Origin of the sequence: Sphingobium rhizovicinum (genome assembly GCF_042647625.1) — a bacterium.
GTDB classification, from domain to species: Bacteria; Pseudomonadota; Alphaproteobacteria; order Sphingomonadales; family Sphingomonadaceae; genus Sphingobium; species Sphingobium rhizovicinum.
On record NZ_JBHRVU010000004.1, the window covers coordinates 3,484,349 to 3,501,717 of the forward strand.

Below are 17,369 nucleotides of genomic sequence, written 5' to 3' on the forward strand. Positions count from 1 at the left end.
TGCAAATGGCGAATTTCCGCACTTCCGGTGCTCACGTACTTTAAGTACGCTCCGTTGAAACGAGGCACGTGACTCGTTTCAAGGGTCACGAAAATTCACCATTTTCGCTCCGCCATCATCTGAATGTCGATCGGCCCTAAAAGCCCCGCATCGACAGCATCGCAAAAAGGGGGCGATCCGACTGTTGCGGATCGCCCCCTTTTTGCGTGGTGCGTTTTGCGCTGGCCTGTAGCCTGACAGCTTAGCTGCCGTTCGGGCCGCCGCCGGGGCCGCCCGCGCTGCCGCCGCCCATGCCGGCGGCGCCAACCGCGCCGATATTGCCGAAAATTTCGTCAAACAGGCTGCGATGGCGGCCCAAGGTCGGCGTCTTGTCGCCCGAGGGCGAGATATGGGCGACCTGCTCCAGCCCCATGCGATCGACCGCCGCGACATTGCCGGCGGGATCGAAGCGCACGCGCAGCACCGTCTGTTCCACCGGCTTGGGATTGGAGAAGGCCAGCGCGCGCATGTTGCGCGACACATAATACCAGTCCTGCTCGCCAAATTGCGACACGAAGCTGGGGCGGCCCAGCGTGCCTTCCACCGAAGCGCGATTGTCGATGCCGGGCTGAACCGAATCCACCAGCAGCTTGTCGACCTGATAGCCCTGATGCGTGCGCAGACGGGTGCAGGCCGATGTGCCAAGCAGCAGGGCGCTGAGGCCGATGGCGATCATCACGCGCCCACGGCGGGAATGGCGGCTGAACTGAGGCATGAACTTCTCCTGCGGGGGTTTGCCCGCGAACCCAAGAAACCTGATGTCGCCATTGCATTGGCGGACGCAGCGATCAATATGGAAATGCGCGTGCCCCGGCAAGGGGCGCATAATCTCGGACGGCGCGCCGCCGCCCGATCCGTCTGGAAAAAGCCGCAAGCCGATGACCCGTTCGCCTTCCATCCTCCAGCGCCTGTTTGGCCGCAGCGACCCGCGCGAGGGGCTGCACCCGCTTTATCAGGCGATCGTCGCCGAAGGACGGCAGCCGCACTGGTATCTGGACGGGGCGGTGCCCGATACGCTGGACGGGCGGTTCGACATGATCGTCGCCATCCTGGCGCAGGTGCTGATCCGGCTGGAACAACAGGGCGCGGCGCAGGACAGCGTGTGGCTGACCGAGCTGTTCGTCGACGATATGGACGGGCAGTTGCGGCAGGAAGGGATTGGCGATGTCGTCGTTGGCAAGCATGTCGGCCGGATGATGAGCGCGCTGGGCGGGCGCATCAGCGCCTATCGCGACGCCTTGACCGGAGAGGGGGATTTTGCTGAGGCGCTGCGCCGCAACCTCTATCGCGGCGCGCCGGTGACGGACGCGGCGATCGCGCATGTCGAGGGCGCGTTGCGCGCGCGCTGGATGCGGCTGGGGTGCCTGACGCGCGACGCCTTGCTCGCGGGAGATATGGGATGAACATGACCGTCGAATTTTCCCGCCCGGTAAAGGCGGACCAGATCAAGCGCCTGACCGGCGACACCCATATCGTCGCCGATGACGCCGAGCGCGCGGCGCTGGCCCGGCGGTTCGGCCTGTCGGCGCTCGACCGGCTGGAGGCGGACTATGCGCTCACGGAAGAGGATGGCGCGATCATGGCGCGCGGGCGGGTGCGCGCGGCGCTGGCGCAGCCCTGCGTTGCGACCGGCGTGCCGGTGCCCGAAACGATCGACAGCGACTTCCTGCTGCGCTTCGTGGTGGAGGGCGAGGATGCGCCCGAAGGCGAGGAGCTGGAGCTGGACGCGGAGGATTGCGACACGATCGGCTATGACGGGCAGATCGTGGACATGGGCGAGGCGGTGGCCGAGACGATGGCGCTGGCGATGACGCCCTATCCCCGTGCGCCAGACGCCGACGCCTACCTTAAGGAAGCGGGCGTATTGAGCGAGGAGCAGGCCAGCCCCTTTGCCGCGCTGCTGGGCCTGAAGGACAAGAAGTAGGAAAAGATGCGCGCGCTTTTGCTGATGATGGCGGCGACGGCATCGGTCGCACAGGCCGGGACGCCGCCCGCGCGCTGGGCGGCGGGGACGCCGCTGATCGGCGAAGGCGTGGCGCGCAGCCAGTGGGACATGGCGGAAAACCGCGCGCAGTGCGCGCCACTGGCGCTGGCGTCGGATGGCGGCGTGCGGGGCAAGGCGCGGCCCGCCAGCTTCGGCGGCGGCTGGGCCGTGGCGTTCGACCTGCCGGGCGTGCGCAGCGCCTATGGCTTTGCCGGCACGGGACTGTTGCCGCAGGATGATCAGCCGGCAAGCTGGCAGCGCGACCGGCTGACGCGGCAATGGCCCCAGATGCGCGATCTGGCCGCGCTGCCCGCGCCGTCCTTCGCCGGCTATGGCGTGGTGGGAGCGCAGCCCTATCCGGCCGACAATGTGGCGGGTAAGCGGCTCCATTCGCTGGCCTATCTGCGGGTCGGCGGGCAGCGTTGCACCTATAATGTGTGGAGCCGGATCAGCCGGGCGCATCTGGAGACGGTGCTGGACAATCTGCGCCTGGTCGACTGATCCGCATCAGGGTGTTTCCCTTTCGTTCCCATTCGTGGCATAGCGGCCGCCATGGAATCGGGCGTGCGCAAGATCATCCATATCGACATGGACGCCTTTTATGCGTCGGTGGAGCAGCGCGACGATCCGTCGCTGCGCGGGCTGCCGATTGCGGTGGGCGGCGGCGGGCCGCGCGGGGTGGTCGCGACATGCAGTTATGAAGCGCGCAAATTCGGCGTGCGATCCGCCATGCCGGGCGCGCGGGCGCGCAGGCTGTGCCCCGACCTGCTGTTCGTGAAGCCCCGGTTCGAGGTGTATCGCGCCGTATCCGCGCAGGTGCGCGACATTTTCAGCCGCTTTACCGACATGATCCAGCCCCTGTCGCTGGACGAAGCCTATCTGGACGTGACGGTGAACAAGCCGGGCATCGCGTCCGCGACGATGATCGCGCAGGAGATACGGCGGATGATCCGCGCGGAGACGGGCCTGACCGCATCGGCCGGCGTGTCCTATAACAAGCTGATCGCCAAGCTGGCGTCGGACCAGAACAAGCCCGACGGCGTCTGCGTCGTGCGGCCGAGCGAGGGCGCGGCCTTCATCGCCGCCATGCCGGTGCGGCGCATCCATGGCGTGGGTCCGGTGACGGCGCAGCGGATGAAGGAACTGGGGATCGAGACGGGCGCGGACCTGCGCGACCGCGACATGCGATTCCTTCAGGCGCATTTCGGCAGTTCGGCCGACTATTATTATCGCGCGGCGCGCGGCGAGGATGATCGCCCGGTGCGCGAGCGGCAGGAGCGCAAGTCGGTGAGCGTGGAGGACACATTCTTCGACGATCTGGTGGAGCAGGAGGCGCTGGTCGCCGAACTGGACCGCATCGCCGTCAATTTGTGGACCCGGATCGAACGGGCGCAGGCATGGGGACGAACGGTGGTGCTGAAGATCAAATTCGCCGATTTCCGCATCATCACCCGATCGCGCAGCTTTGCCGCGCCGGTGCGATCGCCCGATCTGCTGGCGCAGGCGGGGCGCGAATTGCTGCTGGCGCAATTGCCGCTGCGCATGGGCGCGCGCCTGCTGGGGCTGGGCGTGCATAATCTGGCGGGCGAAGAAACGCAGGAGGCGGACGGGCAATTGCCGCTGGCGCTGTGACGCGGCGCAAGCGGTGGGACGCCGCCAGATTGATCCGGCAATTTCCGTTCGGTTCGAGCCTGTCGAGAAGGGGGTGCGCGGACTTCTCGACAAGCTCGAAGCGAACGGAGGAGGTGAAGGGCGGATTTTTTGGAAACATAAGCGTTACAGCGCGAAATAGATGCGCAATGTTGCTAATGCGATTGACTCGCATGACCATATTCCTCTAGCGGGCGCGCGAAACGCATCCACATAGGGGAATCCCATGACTCGTCCGCTGCGCACCTTGCTGCTTGCCGGCGTCGCCGCCCTTCTTCCAGCCGGTCCGGCGCTGGCCGCGCCGCTGGCGGAGGCCGATGCCGGAGCGGCGAGCGATTCCACCATCATCGTCACCGGCGCGGGCAATCAGGCGACCAGCGCGGCGACGGGTCTGGCGCTGACGCTGCGCGAGACGCCCCAGTCGGTCAGCATCATCAACCGCGAGCGGATCACCGATTTCGCGCTGACCAACATCAACGACCTGCTGGATCAGGCCGTGGGCATCAATGTGGAGCGGGTCGAGACGGACCGCACCTATTTCAATTCCCGCGGCTTCGACGTCACCAGTTTTCAGCTGGACGGCATCGGCCTGCCGCTGATCTGGGGCATTCAGTTTGGCGACCTGGACACCGCGCTGTTCGAGAATGTCGAAACGATCCGGGGCGCCAATGCCCTGATGACCGGGGTGGGCAACCCGTCCGCCACGATCAACTATGTGCGCAAGCGGCCGCTGGACCATTTCGCCGCCAATGGCAGCGTGCAGCTGGGTTCCTATGATCTCTGGCGCGCGGAAGGCGATGTGTCCGTGCCGGTAACGGACACGGTCGCGGTGCGCATGACATACGCCCATCAGGAGCGCGACTCCCATCTGGACTATAACCGCAATAATCGCGATGTGATGGGCGGCATGATCAGCTGGCAGGCGACGCCGCAGCTGAAGCTGACCGCCGGGTACAGCCGGCAGGAAAATAACAGCGACGGCGTGCTGTGGGGCGCTTTGCCGCTGGTCGACAGCGAAGGCGCGCGCATCGCCTATCCCCGGTCGGCATCGACATCGGCAGACTGGACCTATTGGGATACGACCGACACCACGGCCTTTGCCGAGCTGGCCTATAGCTTCGACAATGGCTGGTCAGCCAAGGGCGTCTTCACCTACAAAAGGTTCGAGGAAAATGCCAAGCTGCTCTATGCCTATGGCCTGTCCGACGCGGAGACGGGGCTGGGCGTGCATGGCATGGTGGGCATCTACCCGTCCGATTACAAGCAATATCTGGGCGATTTCTATGCGTCCGGCCCGGTCAGCCTGTTCGGGCGCGAACATAGCCTGGCCTTTGGCCTGTCCACCGCCAAGCGCGACGGATGGGAATATGAAGGCTCCGCATCGGACGACATTCTCTATCCGGCGGTCAGCCAGTGGGGACAGGGGCTGATTGCAGAGCCGGATTTCCCCACCCCCTATCTGGCGGCGCGCAGCACCGACAAGCTGACCCGCGCCTATGGCGCCGCGCACCTCAACCTGTCCGATAATTTGAAGGCCGTGGTCGGCGCCAGCGCCATGTGGCTGAAATCCACCGGCGACAGCTATGGCACGGACCTGTACCGCAAGGACAGCAAGGTCAGCCCCTATGCCGGGCTGGTGCTGGACCTGAACAGCCATGTCTCGCTCTACGCCAGCTATACCGACATTTATAACCCGCAAACCGAAGTGAATGTGAACAATGTCCGGCTCGATCCGGCGAAGGGCACCAGCATCGAGGCGGGCGTGAAGAGCGAATGGCTGGACGGCAAGCTCTACGCCACCGCCGCCATTTTCCGCGCGAAGCAGAAGGGGCTGGCCGATTTTGCCGGCGTGTTCGGCGCGGATGGGGCTGGACAGTCGGGCGACAGCTATTATCGCGGTGTGGACACCACCTCCAAGGGATTCGAGTTGGAGATTGCCGGCCATATCACGGACGACTGGTCGCTGAGCGGCGGCTATACCTGGCTCGACATCGAGGATCAGGACGGCAATGACACGCGCACCTGGCTGCCCACCCAGACGCTCAAGCTGGCGACCAACTATGTCGTGCCGACGCTCAACGACCTGAAGCTGGGGGCACAATTGCGCTGGCAGAATGGCATCCATACCGACACCGATGGCTTTACCGTGCGGCAGAAAGCCTATGCCGTCGTCGATCTGATGGCGGGCATACGGGTGGTCGACCATGTCCGCGCCAGCGTGAATGTGCGCAACGTCGCCAACACCCGCTATCTCAACAGCCTGATGTGGGGGCAGGCCTATTATGCGCCGCCGCGCACCGCGCTGGCGACGCTGAGCGTGGAGTTCTGACGCGATGGCGGCCGGAGCGAAACAGCGGCACAAGGGCTGGCGCTATCGCGCCAATGTGGCGTTGCGCACTCTGGCCGGAACGGTGGGGGCCTATCTGGTCGCGGCGCTGGCGGCCGCAATGCTGGCCCGCATCCTGCCGATGAGCCGGGCCGAAGCCGTGACGACCGGCACGATGATCGCCTTTCTGGTGGTTCCGGGCGTCGCCCTCTGGGCCTTTCTGGCGCGCGGGCCATGGCGCGCGCTGGCGGGCGTGGGCGTCGCCGCGCTGGCGCTGGGCGGGGTCGCCTGGCTGGCGGGAGCGCCGCCGGCATGAGCGCGGACAACAGCGGGACCAGCGCCATGATCCGCGAGGGCGCGCGCCAGTCCATGGCGTGGCTGCATGGCTGGACCGGGCTGGTGCTGGGCCATATCCTGTTCGTGATGTGCCTCGCTGGCACGCTGAGCGTGTTCAAGCCAGAAATCAGCCGTTGGATGCGGCCCGAAGTCAGCGCCCCGGCCGATCCGGCCCGCGCGATCGAGGCGGCGACCACATGGCTGTCCGCCAACACAAAGGGATCAACCGGCTGGTATCTGTCCGCGCCCGATGGCCGGTCCAACACGGTCGAGGCGACCTATGACAGCGACGGCGCCTATCTGACGCGGGCGCTCGACCCGGTGAGCGGCGCGCCGGTCGCGCGCGACACGCTGGGCGGGGAATTTTTCTATCGCCTGCATTTCGAGCTGCAAATCCCCTATCCCTGGGGGCGGCTGCTCGCGTCGCTGGCGGCGATGCTGATGCTGGTGGCGATCGTGACCGGCATCATCGCGCATAAGCGCTTCTTCAAGGACATCTTCACCTTTCGCCCGGCCAAGGGGCAGCGCAGCTGGCTGGACGGGCATAATGCGCTGGGCGTCCTCTCCCTGCCATTCCACATCATGATCACTTTTACGGGCCTTGTGACGCTGGCGTCGATCAACATGCCCTGGGGCATTGCCGCCGCCTATGGCACGGACCTGGAGACGCTCTACAGCGATCTGGCCCCCGGCGCCGTCGACCGCGAGCCGAGCGGGACGAAGGCGCCGCTGGCGCCGATCGGGCCGATGCTGGCGCAGGCGGAACGCTATTTCGATGCGCCCGTCGGCCGGGCCTATATCTTCCATCCCGGCGATGCGGCGGCGGTCGTGACCTTCTATCCGGTGGAGCAGCGCGCGATCGGCTATCTGCCCGGTGAAATGAGTTTCGACGGGGCGACCGGCAAATTGCTGAAGGCATGGACCGAGGATCGCGTGGGCGTGCGCACCTACCAGACCATTTATGGGCTGCACATGGCGCATTTCGCGCCGCTGCTGACGCGCTGGCTCTATTTTCTGGGGGGCGCGATGCTGACTCTGGCGATCGCGACCGGCATGCTGCTGTGGATCGTCAAGCGGCGCGAGCGGGCGCCCTTGTCGATCGGCAACAAGGTGCTGGAGCGGCTGAATGTCGGCGGGCTGATGGGTGCGGCCATCGGCATGGCGGCGTTTCCGATCGCCAACCGGCTGCTGCCGCTGGGGATGGCGGCGCGGGCCGAGGCCGAAATATCGGTCGCTTTGTGGAGCGCGGCGGCGGTGTTGCTGGCGGGGCTGGCGCTGCCGCCGGCGATCGGCTGGCCATTGCTGATGGGCGTGCTGGCGCTGTGCTGCGCGCTGGCGGCTTTGCTGGGGCCGATCTGGGCGAGCGACATGGTGCTCGCGACCGGCAATGCGATGCTGCTGGCGACGGCCGTTGCGCTGGCGATGCTGGTGTGGCGGCAGGTGCGCCGCAAGCCCGCCCCCGCGCCGGCCCGCCGCCGGATGGCTGCGGCATGATGCTGACGGCCGGTCTTCTCTATCTTGCCCTGTTCGCGCTCGCCGCGCGGATGCAGCGGCATAAGCCGGTGCTGCTGGACGCATGGCAGCGCCGGCCCTTCGTCGCGCATCTGGAGATGGCGGGCTGGGCGCTGCTGGCGCTGTCGCTGCTCAGCCTGGGGCTGGCGGCCGATCCGGGCAAGGCGCTGGTGACATGGGTGGGCCTGCTGGCGCTGCTGGGCGGGGCGATCATGCTGGGCATGACCTATCGCCCTGCCCTGCCGCGCATCGGCGTGCCGGTGGCGGCGCTGATGATCCCGCTGGGGCTGATGACGGCCTTCTGACTAGCCGACGTCCCGCCGAAGCGGAAATTACTCTATAAACGGCAGAAAAGTGGCGGAGACGGAGGGATTCGAACCCTCGGTGGCCCCTTAAGGCCACGACGGTTTAGCAAACCGCTGGTTTCAGCCACTCACCCACGTCTCCGCACGAATTTGCCCACCGGAGAGGTGAGCAGTGGCTGGCCGGGGCTATAGCGAGGCCTTTGCAGCATGGCAACGGTCCTGTGCGCGGAAATTTTACATGGCCGCACGATTATCGGATTCATTCCGGCGCGGAATCGACTCGCATGGCCGTTCGTTCATTGTCGTTTCAGCTTCACGCCGGTTAATGGGGCGGGATGATTTTACCTGCGGGATTTGCGCCCGTCGGATTTCGGGGAGTATCGGGCATGATCGGCATCAACGGACGCATGGGCGTGCGCATCGGGCGCATCACCGCGCTGGCGGCCGCGCTGGCGGGCATGGCGTTGACGCCTGCCGCTGCGTCGGCGCAGGTGCGCACGATCGACCCCAATACGGCGATCGATTCCGATCTCGCCCCGCCCCCGCCGGCCAATAGCGCGCCGACCGATCCGGGCGTGGACGCCAGCGTCGGCCAGTCCGGCGCGGTTCAGGGCAGCGCCGGCCAGGATAGCGGCACGCCCTACAATCCGCTGCCGCCCGCTTCGAACGGGGCGACCGCCACCGGCGCGCCCGTCACGCCCAATTCGCCGCCCGCCGCCCTGTCGCCGGGCGAATCCTATCAGGAAGATGATCTGATCGGCGCGGCCGAAGGCGTGTTCGGCAAGGGCGCGGAAGGGCTGGCCGGCATCATCGAGAAAATCCTGAAGGATCAGGGCCGGCCCAACGCCTATATTGCCGGTCGTGAAGCCTCGGGCGCGTTCGTCGTGGGCCTGCGTTATGGATCGGGCACGCTCAACCACAAGATAGAGGGCAAGCGCGAGGTTTACTGGACCGGCCCGTCGATCGGTTTCGACGTGGGCGGCAATGCGGCCAACACCTTCGTCCTGGTCTATAATCTCTATGATACGCAGGATCTGTATCACCGCTTTCCCGCGGCCGAAGGCACCGCCTATCTGGTGGGCGGCTTTACCGCCAGCTATCTGCGCTGGGGCAATGTCGTGCTGATCCCGATCCGGCTGGGCGTGGGCTATCGGCTGGGCATCAACGCGGGTTATATGAAATTCACCGAAAAGCGGAACTGGCTGCCCTTCTGATCGATCGGGGAGCGCCGGCTTCCCGATCCCCCATCCTTCTCCTTTCCACGATCGATCGGGCGCAAAACCGCCCGATGTATTCGTATGCGTGACTTGCTCCGCGCGTCGCCCCATGCCAGCGCTGGCGACAGGGCGCAGGCAGGCGGCAGGCCAGTCGCGCGGTAAGGAGGAAGGGCATGGAAAAGCCGCGTCAGGGCTTTGCCGGGCTATGGAATATCAGCTTCGGTTTCTTCGGCATCCAGATCGGCTTTGCGTTGCAGAACGCCAATATGAGCCGCGTCTTCCAGTCGCTCGGCTCCAATATTGATGATCTGTCCGCGCTGTGGATCGCCGCGCCGCTGACCGGCCTGCTGGTCCAGCCGGTGATCGGCCATTTGTCCGACCGGACCTGGCTGGGGCGACTGGGGCGTCGGCGGCCCTATTTCCTGCTCGGCGCGATCTTTGCGGCGATCGCGCTCATTGCCATGCCGGGCAGCGACGCGCTGCTGATGGCGGCGCTGCTGCTCTGGATGCTGGACGCCAGCCTCAATATCTCGATGGAGCCGTTCCGCGCCTTCGTCGGCGACATGCTGCGCAAGGATCAGCATGTCGCCGGCTATGCGGTGCAGACCGCCTTCATCGGCGCGGGCGCGGTGGTGGGGTCGCTCTTCCCCTATCTGCTCGATCATCTGGGCGTGGCGAATGTCGCGCCGGCGGGCAGGGTGCCCGACACGGTGCGCTACAGCTTCTGGGCGGGCGGCGTGGCGCTGCTGGCCGCCGTGCTCTGGACGGTGCTGACGACGCGCGAATATGCCCCGGCGCAAATGCGCGCCTTTGCCGGTGGCGACGAAGCGATCGTCGCGCCCGATCTGGCGGGGCGATCGATCCTGCCCTGTTTCGCATGGATGGGCGCGGGCGCGGTCGTCGCCCTGATGGTCGACCATATGGCGATGCAGAAGGAAGTCTATCTGCTGGGCGCGCTGTTGGCCGGCTATGGTCTCGCCAGCCTGGCGGCGATCCTGCTGGCGCGCGCCGGGCGGGCGGACAGCATGCTGGCCCATATCGTCGGCGATGTGGCGGGCATGCCGCCGATCATGCGGCGGCTGGCCGTCATCCAGTTTTTCAGCTGGTCCGCCCTGTTCATCATGTGGATTCACACCACGCCGGTCGTCGCCCAATATATGTTCGGATCGGCCGATCCGGCCAGCGCCGCCTATCAGGCCGGCGGCAACTGGGTGGGCGTGCTCTTTTCGGTCTATAATGGCGTCGCTGCGGTCGCTGCGCTGACGCTGCTGCCCTGGGTCTCCCGGCGGCTGGGGCAGGCGCGCACCCATGCCCTGTGCCTGATGGCCGGGGCCGCCGGTTTTGGCAGCTTTCTGCTGCTGCGCGATCCCCACTGGCTGTTGCTGAGCGAAGTGGGCATCGGCATCGCCTGGGCCTCCATCCTCGCCATGCCCTATGCGATGCTGGCGTCCAGCCTGCCGGCGGCCAAGATCGGCGTCTATATGGGTCTGTTCAACATCTTCGTGGTGGTGCCGCAATTGCTGGTGGCGACCGCGATGGGATCGATCATGAAGGCGTTCTTCCCCGGCGATCCGATCTGGACCATGGCCTTTGCCGCTGCGACCCTGATGGTGGCTGCGCTGGCGTCCCTGCGAATCAGGGCCTGACATCCGGGCGTGATTCGCCGCAAGAAGGCCATTTTTCTCCATCGTCCTGACGATGGCGCGTATGGTTGACGCTACGGAAAGCGTTGCACGTCGCTACGCATGCACATTTTGCAACCGCGAAAATCTGTTTCGCACTTGCAGCAAGGATGCGACCAAGGCAAAAGAAGCCTGCCTTTCAGGCATCCTCTCCTAAAACTTTTACGGGCTGGTCTTCGGATCGGCCCTTTTTTTTATGCCGTTGATTCAGGCGAGCGCGCGGCTGCCTGCGACCGGAACAGCCATCCGCATGCCGCAATCAGCGATGATGCGTTGCACCATCGCTTTGCCGGCTCAGTTGATGGCGATGCGCCGCCAGCGGGCAAATCAGTTGATTAAGGCGCATCTCATCCTGCGCGCCAGACGCAAAAGCCTGACAGATCCAGTCCAGACACCGTGCCAGAAGCAGCATGGCCCTCTCCCATATTTTCTCTGCGCCCAGCTTATCACAAGCCAGAATGCAGAGAAGAGGGGGAAGCAGCGCCGCGTGAAATGATACGATGCGGTACGGAGCCGGGCGTTACTGGTCCGCGCCAATCACCCGATACAGCAGGATACGATTGTTGATCAGCGCCAGATCGGTTGCGATCGCCGACTGGCGCGCGCTGTACAGGCTGCGCTGGCTGGTGAGCGCATTGAGGAAAGTGTCGATCCCCGCGCGATAGCGCTGGTCGGACAGATCATAGGCCAGGGCGCTCGCCGTCACCAGCCGCCGCTGCGCCGCCTGCTGCGCGTCGATCGTTCCGTCGCGCGCCAGACCGTCGGACACTTCCTGAAACGCGGTCTGGATCGCCTTCTCATATTGCGCGACATACAGATCGCGCTGCGCCTTGCTGTATTCCAGATTGCCCCGGTTCGCCCCGCCGAATATTGGCAGGCTGGCGGACGGGCTGGCTGACCAGCTGAAGGCGTTGCCGGTGAACAGCGAGGACAGCGCCGAACTTGCCACCCCGATCGCCGACGTCAGGCTGATCCGCGGGAACATCGCTGCGCGCGCCGCACCGATATCGGCATTGGCGGCTTTGAGCTGATGTTCGGCCTGCAACACATCGGGGCGTTGCAGTAATATGTCGGATGACAGGCCGGCCGGCACCTTGGCGACGCCCGCGATCAGGCTGTCGAGCGATCCGGGCAACAGCGCGTCCTCGATCGGGGCGCCGACCAGCAGGTCGATCGCATTGCGGTCCTGCGCGACCTGGGTGACATTGGCGGCGACATCCGACGCGGCCTGCTCCACCACCGTCTGCGCCTGATGCACGTCCAGCTTGCCGGCGAGGCCCGCGGCGTTCAGCGATCGGGTCAGGTCCAGCGTGCGCTGCGCGCTCGCCTGCGTCTGGCGTGACAGGGCCAGCAATTCCTGATCCGCCGCCAGCGTGGCATAGGCGGTCGCGGTTTCCGCGATCAGCGTGATGCGTGTCGACCGCGCGCCCTCTTCGGTCGCCAGATAGGATTCGAGCGCGGACTCGGTCAGGTTGCGCACCCGCCCGAACAGATCGATCTCGAACGCGCTGAAGCCCAGATCGGCGCTGTAACTATTCTGCCGGGCGTCATTCTGCCGCGCAAAGCTGGCCGCGGCGTCGGCGGTCAGCGTCGGCAGCTGCGCCGCGCGCTGCACCCTATATTGCGCCCGCGCCGACTGGACGTTGGCGATGGCCGCGCGCAAATCGCGATTATTGGCCAGCGCCCGCTCGATCACCGTGCGCAGCTTTGCGTCCTGCACCAGCTGCGTCCAGGGCAGCCCTGCCGCACCTTCCGACCGGGCGGCATAGGCTTCCCCGGTCGGCAACGCGGCGGGCACTGGCGGCGCCGGCCGCACATAATTAGGCGCCATATTGCACCCGGCCAGCAGCAGCGCGCCGCCCAACGGAAGAAGAATGCGCGTCATGCCGGGACTCCTGCGTCGGGCGCGGCGGCGGGGGGCGGCGCTTCCTTGGTCTTGTCGCTGCCGAACAGGCGGGCGATGGTGAGGAAGAAGAGCGGCACATAGAAGATGGCGAGAAGGGTCGCCGTCGTCATGCCGCCGACCACCGCCGTACCGATGGCGACGCGGCTCTGCGCGCCCGCGCCGGTGGCGATCGCCAGCGGGATCACGCCCGCGATGAAGGCCAGCGACGTCATCAGGATCGGACGGAAGCGCAGCCGCGCAGCCTCCAGCGCGGCATCCCAGGCATTGCGCCCTTCATGATGCGCCAGTTCGGCAAATTCGACGATCAGGATGGCGTTCTTCGCCGCCAGACCCATGGTGGTGAGCAGCCCGACCTGGAAGAAGATATTATTCTCCAGCCCGCGCAGCGTCACGGCCAGCACCGCGCCGATCAGGCCCAGGGGAATGACCAGCAGCACCGCCAGCGGGATCGACCAGCTTTCATACAAAGCGGCAAGGCACAGGAACACGACCAGCACCGACAGCGCATAGAGCAGAGGCGCCTGCCCGCCGGAAATCTGTTCCTGATAGGACAGGCCGCTCCAGGCATAGCTGGTGCCGGCGGGCAGCTGTTTTTGCAGTTCGACCATCCGGTTCATGGCGTCGCCCGAACTGGCGCCATCGCCCGCCTGCCCCTGAATCTCGAACGAGGACAGGCCGTTGAAGCGCGACACCGTGCTTGGCCCCATGGTCCAGTGGGTGGTGGCGAAGGCGGAGAAGGGCACCATTTCGCCGGTGCTGCTCGATCGGACCATCCAGTTGTCGAGATCGGTCGGCAGCGCGCGATAGGGCGCATCGGCCTGCATATAGACGCGCTTGATGCGGCCGCGATCGACGAAGTCGTTGACATAGGTGCTGCCCCAGGCGGAACTGAGAACGTCATCCACGTCCGCCTGCGTCAGGCCCAGCACGGCCAGCTTTTCGGAATCGATGTCGACCTTGAGCTGGGGCGTATCCTCCAGCGTGGCGGCGCGCACGCCGGCCAGCATCGGATCCTTGGCGGCGGCGGCCAGCAACTGGTTGCGCAGTTCTAGGAAGCGATCGCGGGGCAGGCCGCCGCTGTTCAGCAGTTCGAAGGTGAAGCCGTTGGACTGGCCCAGACCACGAATGGCGGGCGGCGTCATGGCCAGCACCTTGGCGTCGCGCAGCGCGGCGAGCTGTTTGGTTGCGCGCCCGGCGATCGCGCCGGCGGCGTTGGCCGCGCCCTTGCGATCATCCCATGGCGCCAGGTTGATGAAGCCCTGCCCCACATTTTCGCCCTGCCCCTGAAAACTGAAGCCAGTCATGATGAAGGCGAAGGCGACATTGTCCTTTTCATCGCTCAGGAAATAATTCTGCATATGGTCGATCGCCGCATTGGTGCGGCTGGATTTGGCGCCGGCCGGCAATGTCACCTGCACCATCACCTGCCCCTGATCCTCAACCGGCAGGAAGCTGGAGGGCAGGCGCACGAACAGCAGCACCAGCGCGCCCAGCGTGACGACATAGAGAATCCAGAACAGGGTCCGCTTGCGCATCACCGTTTCGGTGCGGCGCATATAGCCGCCGGTCATGCGTTCGAACCAGCGGTTGAACTTGCCCGCCCAGCCCTTGTGCCGCTTTTCCTCGTCGGACGCCTTGAGCAAGGTGGCGCACAGCGCCGGCGACAGGATCAGCGCGACCACGACCGACAACAGCATGGACGATACGATGGTGATCGAAAACTGGCGATAGATGACGCCGGTCGACCCGCCGAAAAAGGCCATGGGCAGCAGCACCGCCGACAGCACCAGCGCGATGCCGATCAGGGCGCTGCCGATTTCCTCCATCGACTTGATCGTCGCGTCGCGCGGCGAAAGCCCTTCCTCCGCCATGATGCGCTCGACATTTTCGACCACGACGATCGCGTCATCCACCAGCAGGCCGATCGACAGCACCATGCCGAACAGGGTCAGCGTGTTGATGGAATAGCCGAACAGGGCAAGAATGCCGAACGTCCCCAGCAGCACAACCGGCACGGCGATCGCGGGGACCAGAGTCGCGCGCCAGCTCTGGAGGAAGACGTACATCACGATCACCACCAGGATCACCGCCTCGACCAGCGTCTGGATGACTTCCTCGACCGACAATTTGATGAAGGGCGTGGTGTCGCGGGGATAGACGACCTTGTAGCCGTGCGGCAGGCTGCCCGACAGTTCGGCGACACGGGCCTTGACCAGTTCAGCGGTCTTGAGCGCGTCGGCGCCGGGCGCCAGCTGCAACGCCATGCCGGATGCGGGATGGCCGTTCAGCCGGGCGGAGGTGGTGTAGCTTTCATTGCCCAGTTCGACCCGCGCCACATCGGACAGGTGGACGATCGACCCGTCGCTCTGCGTCTTGACGATGATGGCGCGGAACTGTTCGGGCGTCTGGAGCCGCGCGCGCGACGTGACGGTGGCGTTGATCTGCTGGTTGGCGGGGGCCGGGTCCGCGCCGATCTGGCCAGCCGACACTTCGATATTCTGCGCCCGGATCGCAGTTTCCACGTCGGACGGCATCAGCTTGACGGCGGCGAGCTTATAGGGGTCCAGCCAGATGCGCATCGCATATTGCGATCCGAAAATCTGGGTCGCGCCGATCCCTTCGATGCGCGCGATCGAATCCTGGAAATTATTGACCAGATAGTCGGCGATGTCCGCCTGGGTCGCGGTGTCCGTTTCGTCATACAGGCCGACCAGCATCAGGAAGTCGGTCTGCTGCTTGGTGACGGTCAGGCCCTGTTGCTGCACCGCATTGGGCAGGCGGCTCAGCGCCTGCTGCACGCGGTTCTGCACCTGCACCTGCGCCGTATCGGGATCGGTGCCCTTCTGGAAGGTCACGCTGATCCGCGCCTGCCCGGTGGCGGACGAGGAGGAGGAGAAATACATCAGCCCGTCAATGCCGGTCAGCTGCTGTTCGATGACCTGCGTGACGCTGGTTTCCACGGTTTCGGCCGACGCGCCGGGATAGGTCGCGTTGATGCCGACGCCCGGCGGCGCGATGTCGGGATATTGGGCGATCGGCAGCGACAGCATCGCCCCCAGCCCCGCCAGCATGATGCCGATGGCGATGACCCAGGCGAAGATCGGCCGGTCGATGAAAAAGCGGCTCAGCAAGGCGCGGCTCCTACTTCGACGCTGCGACGGCGACGGGCTTGACCTGATCGTCGGGCTTCACCTTGTCAGTGCCCTCCACGATCAGCCGGTCGCCGGCCTTCAGGCCTGCGGTGATCAGCCATTTGTCGCCGATCGCCTGTCCGGCGGTGACGATGCGGCGTTCGACCTTGTTCGCCTTCGTCACGACCAGCGCGGTCGCATTGCCCTTGGGATCGCGGTTAATCCCCTGTTGCGGGGCCAGGATGGCGCCGGGCACCACCGATTGCGGCGCGACGACGCGCACGAACATGCCCGGCATCAACAGGCCGTCGGGATTGGGGAAGCGCGCGCGCAGCGTCACCGTACCGCTGTTTACGTCGACGATCGGTTCGGCGAACTCGATCTGCCCGCTCTGCGGATATTCGGTGCCGTCGTCCAGCTTCAGCCGGATGGTGGCGCTGGCGGGCAAAGTCTTGCCGCTGGCCAGCGACCGGCGCAATTGCAACAGTTGCGCGCTGGACTGAGTGACGTCGACATAGATGGGATCAAGCTGCTGGATCGTGGTCAGCGGGTCGGCCTGGCTGGCCGTCACCAGCGCGCCGGGGGTGAAGAGGGTGCGGCCGATGCGGCCGCTGATCGGCGCACGGACCAGTGTGAATTGCAGATTGACGTTGGTGGTTTGCAGGCTGGCGCGCGCCTGCTGCACCGATGCCTGCGCCTGACGCGCGGTGGCGATCACATCGTCGCGGTCCTGCGCGCTGACTGCCTCCGTATCGCCAAGGCTGCGATAGCGCTGCGCCTTGGCCTGCGCGGCGGCGGCGGTCGCCTGCGCGCTGGCCAGCGTCGCTTCCGCCTCGTCGCGCGATGCGCGATAGAGGCGCGCGTCAATCTGATAGAGCGGCTGCCCCGCCGTCACCATCGCCCCTTCGGTGAACAGCCGCTTCTGGATCAGCCCCGCCACCTGCGGCCGCACTTCCGACATCATGGTCGATACGGTGCGGCCCGGCAGTTCGGACGAAACGGTCGTATTCTGCGCCGTCAGCGTGACGACGCCCACTTCCACGGGGCCTTTTTGCGGCGGCTTTTGCTGTCCGCAGGCGGCGACCAAAATGCAGAGCGCCAGCGGCGCGACCCGAAGGCTCTGACGGGAAGAGGGCGAAAACATGGTCCGGCGCATATCCTTGGTGAACCAGACGGAGCCTCGCCACATGTCCCGCAACAGGGCTTGGGGGGGAGGGGCCGTGCGACGGGGACGCTTGGCGATGGCTCCGGCTGGCGTCGGCGGGGGCTGCCGACCCTGCC

15 protein-coding genes and 1 tRNA gene are annotated in these 17,369 nt (G+C 65.8%); 11 read left to right on the plus strand and 5 right to left on the minus strand.

The window, feature by feature from the left end; translation table 11 throughout:
- Nucleotides 1-241: 241 nt before the first annotated feature.
- Entirely contained in the window at nucleotides 242-754 is a 513-nt protein-coding gene (locus ACFOKF_RS18270) for an outer membrane protein assembly factor BamE (RefSeq protein ID WP_380797463.1), read from the minus strand.
- Between the two features lie 163 nt (nucleotides 755-917).
- Between ACFOKF_RS18270 and ACFOKF_RS18275 the strand changes: the two genes are divergently transcribed.
- The 8 genes from ACFOKF_RS18275 (at nucleotide 918) to ACFOKF_RS18310 (ending at nucleotide 8,152) form a co-directional block, all read left to right on the plus strand.
- Nucleotides 918-1,442: a ubiquinol-cytochrome C chaperone family protein gene (locus tag ACFOKF_RS18275; RefSeq protein ID WP_380797464.1), complete on the plus strand. Its 525-nt coding sequence runs from the start codon at nucleotides 918-920 to the stop codon at nucleotides 1,440-1,442.
- Entirely contained in the window at nucleotides 1,439-1,963 is a 525-nt protein-coding gene (locus ACFOKF_RS18280; protein WP_380797466.1) for a YceD family protein, read from the plus strand. Before ACFOKF_RS18275 ends, ACFOKF_RS18280 begins: the two co-directional genes overlap by 4 nt.
- A 6-nt stretch (nucleotides 1,964-1,969) precedes the next feature.
- Nucleotides 1,970-2,524, plus strand: a complete 555-nt coding sequence (locus ACFOKF_RS18285) for a hypothetical protein (RefSeq protein ID WP_380797468.1) — start codon at nucleotides 1,970-1,972, stop codon at nucleotides 2,522-2,524.
- A gap of 51 nt (nucleotides 2,525-2,575) precedes the next feature.
- Nucleotides 2,576-3,655: a DNA polymerase IV gene (gene dinB, locus ACFOKF_RS18290; protein ID WP_380797470.1), complete on the plus strand. Its 1,080-nt coding sequence runs from the start codon at nucleotides 2,576-2,578 to the stop codon at nucleotides 3,653-3,655.
- A gap of 244 nt (nucleotides 3,656-3,899) precedes the next feature.
- The gene (locus ACFOKF_RS18295; RefSeq protein ID WP_380797472.1) at nucleotides 3,900-6,002 is read left to right on the plus strand and encodes a TonB-dependent siderophore receptor; all 2,103 of its coding nucleotides are present in this window, start codon (nucleotides 3,900-3,902) and stop codon (nucleotides 6,000-6,002) included.
- Nucleotides 6,003-6,006: 4 nt separating this feature from the next.
- On the plus strand, nucleotides 6,007-6,315 hold the full coding sequence (locus ACFOKF_RS18300) for a ketohydroxyglutarate aldolase (RefSeq protein WP_380797474.1): 309 nt from the start codon (nucleotides 6,007-6,009) through the stop codon (nucleotides 6,313-6,315).
- Nucleotides 6,312-7,829 (plus strand): PepSY-associated TM helix domain-containing protein, encoded by a 1,518-nt coding sequence (locus ACFOKF_RS18305; RefSeq protein WP_380797475.1) that lies wholly within the window; start codon nucleotides 6,312-6,314, stop codon nucleotides 7,827-7,829. The genes ACFOKF_RS18300 and ACFOKF_RS18305 overlap by 4 nt, the downstream gene beginning before the upstream one ends.
- On the plus strand, nucleotides 7,826-8,152 hold the full coding sequence (locus tag ACFOKF_RS18310) for a DUF3325 family protein (RefSeq protein WP_380797477.1): 327 nt from the start codon (nucleotides 7,826-7,828) through the stop codon (nucleotides 8,150-8,152). The genes ACFOKF_RS18305 and ACFOKF_RS18310 overlap by 4 nt, the downstream gene beginning before the upstream one ends.
- A gap of 50 nt (nucleotides 8,153-8,202) precedes the next feature.
- Here ACFOKF_RS18310 and ACFOKF_RS18315 read toward each other — a convergent pair.
- Nucleotides 8,203-8,294 (minus strand) — tRNA-Ser (locus ACFOKF_RS18315).
- A gap of 244 nt (nucleotides 8,295-8,538) precedes the next feature.
- Between ACFOKF_RS18315 and ACFOKF_RS18320 the strand changes: the two genes are divergently transcribed.
- The 3 genes from ACFOKF_RS18320 (at nucleotide 8,539) to ACFOKF_RS18330 (ending at nucleotide 11,547) form a co-directional block, all read left to right on the plus strand.
- On the plus strand, nucleotides 8,539-9,366 hold the full coding sequence (locus tag ACFOKF_RS18320) for a DUF1134 domain-containing protein (protein WP_380797478.1): 828 nt from the start codon (nucleotides 8,539-8,541) through the stop codon (nucleotides 9,364-9,366).
- Nucleotides 9,367-9,542: 176 nt separating this feature from the next.
- Nucleotides 9,543-11,015, plus strand: a complete 1,473-nt coding sequence (locus tag ACFOKF_RS18325; RefSeq protein WP_380797479.1) for an MFS transporter — start codon at nucleotides 9,543-9,545, stop codon at nucleotides 11,013-11,015.
- 232 nt (nucleotides 11,016-11,247) lie between these two features.
- Complete coding sequence (locus ACFOKF_RS18330) at nucleotides 11,248-11,547, plus strand: hypothetical protein (protein ID WP_380797480.1); 300 nt, start codon at nucleotides 11,248-11,250, stop codon at nucleotides 11,545-11,547.
- A 24-nt stretch (nucleotides 11,548-11,571) separates the two neighbouring features.
- Here the strand turns inward: ACFOKF_RS18330 and ACFOKF_RS18335 are convergent, their stop codons facing one another.
- The 3 genes from ACFOKF_RS18335 to ACFOKF_RS18345 are packed head-to-tail and all read right to left on the minus strand — an operon-like array spanning nucleotide 11,572 to nucleotide 17,244.
- Nucleotides 11,572-12,936 (minus strand): efflux transporter outer membrane subunit, encoded by a 1,365-nt coding sequence (locus ACFOKF_RS18335; RefSeq protein ID WP_380797481.1) that lies wholly within the window; start codon nucleotides 12,934-12,936, stop codon nucleotides 11,572-11,574.
- On the minus strand, nucleotides 12,933-16,088 hold the full coding sequence (locus ACFOKF_RS18340) for an efflux RND transporter permease subunit (protein ID WP_380797482.1): 3,156 nt from the start codon (nucleotides 16,086-16,088) through the stop codon (nucleotides 12,933-12,935). The genes ACFOKF_RS18335 and ACFOKF_RS18340 overlap by 4 nt, the downstream gene beginning before the upstream one ends.
- 10 nt (nucleotides 16,089-16,098) lie before the next feature.
- Nucleotides 16,099-17,244, minus strand: coding sequence for an efflux RND transporter periplasmic adaptor subunit (locus ACFOKF_RS18345; protein ID WP_380797484.1), 1,146 nt, complete (start codon nucleotides 17,242-17,244; stop codon nucleotides 16,099-16,101).
- Nucleotides 17,245-17,369 lie beyond the last annotated feature (125 nt).

What these genes read in the sequence shown, in the direction of transcription:
- ACFOKF_RS18270 (WP_380797463.1), bottom strand. Translation starts at nt 754, where the DNA reads ATGCCTCAGTTCAGCCGCCATTCCCGCCGTGGGCGCGTGATGATCGCC.
- ACFOKF_RS18305 (WP_380797475.1), top strand. Translation starts at nt 6,312, where the DNA reads ATGAGCGCGGACAACAGCGGGACCAGCGCCATGATCCGCGAGGGCGCG.
- ACFOKF_RS18300 (WP_380797474.1), top strand. Translation starts at nt 6,007, where the DNA reads ATGGCGGCCGGAGCGAAACAGCGGCACAAGGGCTGGCGCTATCGCGCC.
- ACFOKF_RS18280 (WP_380797466.1), top strand. Translation starts at nt 1,439, where the DNA reads ATGAACATGACCGTCGAATTTTCCCGCCCGGTAAAGGCGGACCAGATC.
- ACFOKF_RS18335 (WP_380797481.1), bottom strand. Translation starts at nt 12,936, where the DNA reads ATGACGCGCATTCTTCTTCCGTTGGGCGGCGCGCTGCTGCTGGCCGGG.
- ACFOKF_RS18295 (WP_380797472.1), top strand. Translation starts at nt 3,900, where the DNA reads ATGACTCGTCCGCTGCGCACCTTGCTGCTTGCCGGCGTCGCCGCCCTT.
- ACFOKF_RS18320 (WP_380797478.1), top strand. Translation starts at nt 8,539, where the DNA reads ATGATCGGCATCAACGGACGCATGGGCGTGCGCATCGGGCGCATCACC.
- dinB (WP_380797470.1), top strand. Translation starts at nt 2,576, where the DNA reads ATGGAATCGGGCGTGCGCAAGATCATCCATATCGACATGGACGCCTTT.
- ACFOKF_RS18325 (WP_380797479.1), top strand. Translation starts at nt 9,543, where the DNA reads ATGGAAAAGCCGCGTCAGGGCTTTGCCGGGCTATGGAATATCAGCTTC.
- ACFOKF_RS18310 (WP_380797477.1), top strand. Translation starts at nt 7,826, where the DNA reads ATGATGCTGACGGCCGGTCTTCTCTATCTTGCCCTGTTCGCGCTCGCC.
- ACFOKF_RS18345 (WP_380797484.1), bottom strand. Translation starts at nt 17,244, where the DNA reads ATGCGCCGGACCATGTTTTCGCCCTCTTCCCGTCAGAGCCTTCGGGTC.
- ACFOKF_RS18285 (WP_380797468.1), top strand. Translation starts at nt 1,970, where the DNA reads ATGCGCGCGCTTTTGCTGATGATGGCGGCGACGGCATCGGTCGCACAG.
- ACFOKF_RS18275 (WP_380797464.1), top strand. Translation starts at nt 918, where the DNA reads ATGACCCGTTCGCCTTCCATCCTCCAGCGCCTGTTTGGCCGCAGCGAC.
- ACFOKF_RS18330 (WP_380797480.1), top strand. Translation starts at nt 11,248, where the DNA reads ATGCCGTTGATTCAGGCGAGCGCGCGGCTGCCTGCGACCGGAACAGCC.